This is a genomic window from Nocardia farcinica (assembly GCF_029867845.1).
Classification (GTDB): domain Bacteria; phylum Actinomycetota; class Actinomycetes; order Mycobacteriales; family Mycobacteriaceae; genus Nocardia; species Nocardia farcinica_A.
Genome location: NZ_JARWRU010001016.1, coordinates 1 through 2,812, shown reverse-complemented (window position 1 = coordinate 2,812; position 2,812 = coordinate 1). Strand labels below are relative to the sequence as shown.

The 2,812-nt window shown below is 73.6% G+C and carries 4 protein-coding genes; all 4 read left to right on the top strand.

The genetic code is table 11. The annotated features are described in order from the left end of the window. A partial coding sequence (locus QH283_RS22515; RefSeq protein ID WP_280504951.1) for a FecCD family ABC transporter permease occupies nucleotides 1-411 on the top strand: 411 nt, incomplete at its 5' end. Continuing rightward, on the top strand, nucleotides 408-1,268 hold the full coding sequence (locus tag QH283_RS22510) for an ABC transporter ATP-binding protein (protein WP_280504950.1): 861 nt from the start codon (nucleotides 408-410) through the stop codon (nucleotides 1,266-1,268). The genes QH283_RS22515 and QH283_RS22510, both read left to right, overlap by 4 nt. Next, nucleotides 1,268-2,599, top strand: coding sequence for a bifunctional adenosylcobinamide kinase/adenosylcobinamide-phosphate guanylyltransferase (locus tag QH283_RS22505; RefSeq protein WP_280504949.1), 1,332 nt, complete (start codon nucleotides 1,268-1,270; stop codon nucleotides 2,597-2,599). The genes QH283_RS22510 and QH283_RS22505 overlap by 1 nt, the downstream gene beginning before the upstream one ends. A gap of 9 nt (nucleotides 2,600-2,608) precedes the next feature. Further along, the coding region (locus QH283_RS22500) for a hypothetical protein (protein ID WP_280504948.1) at nucleotides 2,609-2,812 on the top strand (204 nt) is incomplete at its 3' end.

Genomic DNA, 2,812 nt, shown 5'->3' with positions numbered 1-2,812 from the left:
GTACTGCCCTATGTCGTGGCCACCGCCGCCGTCATCGTCGCGCACCGGCGCACCCTCGACGTGATGGCCGTCGGCGACGTGGAGGCCGCGAGTCTCGGCATCGACCCGGCCAGGGTGCGGTTGCTGCTGGTCTGCGTGGCCACCCTCGGCACGGCGGCGGTGGTCGCGGCGGGCGGGCTGATCGGCTTCGTCGGCATCGTCGTGCCGCATGCCGTGCGGCTGCTCGTCGGCCATGGGCACCGCCTGCTGCTGCCGCTGTCGCTGATCGCCGGCGCCGCCTTCCTCGTGGTCGCCGACGTGGCGGCCCGCACCCTCATGGCGCCGGCCGAGCTGCCCATCGGCGTGGTCACCGCCGCCGTCGGCGCGCCGTTCTTCCTGCTGGTGCTGCGCCGGAGCCGGGGCGTGTCGTGACGGCGGTGGTGTGCGAGCGCGTCAGCGCCGAACGCGGCGGCGTCGAGGTCCTGCACGACATCGACCTCGTGGTGGCGGCGGGAGCGTGGGTCTCGCTGGTCGGCCCCAACGGCTCCGGCAAGACCACCCTGCTGCACGCCGTGGCCGGATTAATCAGCGCCAGGGGCGGCATCCGGGTGGCCGGGGTGGAGCCGGGCCACGCGTCGCGCCGTGCCGTCGCCCGCGCGGTCGCGCTCATGCCGCAGCGGCCGGTGGTGCCCGAGGGCGTCACGGTGCGTGAACTCGTCCGTCTCGGCCGCACCCCGCACATCCCGCGGTTCGGCAGCGAAACCCTGCGTGACCGGGAGATCGTCGACGGCGTGCTGGCCCGCCTCGAGCTGGAGGATTTCGCCGCCCGGCCCGCCACCGAACTCTCCGGCGGTGAACTCCAGCGCGTCGTGCTCGCCCGCGCCCTCGCCCAGCAACCGAGGGTGCTGCTGCTCGACGAACCAACCAGCGCCCTCGACATCGGTCACCAGCAGCAGGTGCTCGAACTGGTCGACGCCATGCGCCGGGAAGGCGAGCTGACCGTGATCGCCGCCATGCACGACCTGACCTCGGCCGCCCAGTACGGCGATCGGCTGGTCCTGCTCGACCGCGGTCGCATCGCCGCCGACGGCCCGCAGGCCGAGGTGCTCACCGTGCGGCGCATCGCCGAGGTCTACGGCGCGCGCGTCGAGGTGCTCGATCGCCGCGACGGTCGCGCGGTGCTGCCCCTGCGCGGTGGGCGTGGCTCTGCCGCGGATTCTTCCGGCGCGATCTCGGTGGAACACGATGGGGCGGGCAACCCCGGCGCCGATGGAACGGAGTCACGCTGATGGAGATAGTCCTGCTCGGCACCGGCGCCGCCGACGGATGGCCGTCCCCCTTCTGCCGCTGCGAGTCGTGCCGCGACGCCGCCGCGCGCGGGCAGATCCGCGGCCAGACCGCCGCCCTCGTCGATGACGTGCTGTTGCTCGACTGCGGCCCCGAAGCACCGCGGGCCGCCGTCCGCCTTGGCCGCACCCTCGCCGACGTGCGCCACATCCTGCTCACCCACGCCCACCCCGACCATCTCGGCCCGCAGGCCCTGCTGTTCCGCTCCTGGGTCGAGGCCGGCCACGAACTCGAGGTCATCGGTCCCGCCGACGCCCTCGACTCCTGCCGCCCCTGGGTCGGCCCCGACGATCCGGTGCGTTTCGTCCCGGTGCGCGCCGGGGACCGTCTGACGGCCGGGCGCTACGAGATCACCGTGTTGCCCGCGCGGCACCGGGTGTTCCGCGACGGCGACACCGTGCTGTACGACCTCACCGGCCCGGACGGCGCGCGCGTGCTGTGGGCATGCGACACCGGCCCGTGGCCGCGACCGTGGTTCGAGGCGGTCCGCGCCGCCGCCTACGACGCCGTCTTCCTCGAGCAGACCTTCGGCGACCGCTCCGACCTGTCCGACCAGCACCTCGGCTTCCCCGAATTCGCCGACCTGGTGAGCGGATTGCGCACCGCCGCTGCCGTCACCGACGAGACCGATGTGGTGGCCGTCCACCTCGGCCACCACAACCCCCCGAACGACGAACTGGAGCGACGATTGCGCACCCTCGGCGCCCGCCCCGGCCGTGACGGCGACGTCATCCACACGGGCCGTCCGCCCGCGCACCGCACCCTCGTCCTCGGCGGCGTCCGCTCGGGCAAGTCCCGCTACGCCGAAGACCGGCTCGCCGCGCACCCGGCCGTCACCTACGTCGCCACCGGCGGCACCCGCGACGGCGACGCCGAATGGGCCCGGCGCGTCGCCCTGCACCGCGAACGCCGCCCCGCGAGCTGGGACACCCTCGAAACCGACGACGTGGCAACAGCACTCGCCACCGCGACCCGGCCCCTTCTCGTGGACTGCCTCGGCACCTGGCTGACCGCCCGCCTCGACGCCCACAACGTCTGGGCGGGCGGGGATCTCGCCCCCGTCCACGCCGACATCGATACCCTGCTCGCCGCCTGGCGCGCCTGCGAAGTCCCGGTGGTCGCCGTCAGCAACGAGGTCGGCAGCGGGGTCGTCCCCGCCACCGCCTCCGGCAGGTTGTTCCGAGATCTGCTGGGAACACTGAACTCTCGGATCGCCGCCGAGTCCGAGTCCGTCGTGCTCGTCGTCGCCGGTATCCCGCTCCCGCTTCGCTGATCCGCGCGAGTGTCGAGCCCGCAGGCCGACGGGCTTCGGGGCACGCTGAGCTCGAAAGGGGGTTCTCCGAGGGTCTTCGGCGTCGATGCCAGTGAAAAAGACTGTCGCGGAATCGATCCGGCGGAGAATGCGGACCCGCGCCCCCCGGTGCAGGCCAACCCGGGAGGGGAGTACGACGGCATCACCACGCCACCAATGCGCGCGGCGATGCCG

Bases quoted from the DNA above. Each gene is read 5' to 3' on its own strand.
- QH283_RS22505 (WP_280504949.1), top strand. From the start codon at position 1,268: ATGGAGATAGTCCTGCTCGGCACCGGCGCCGCCGACGGATGGCCGTCC.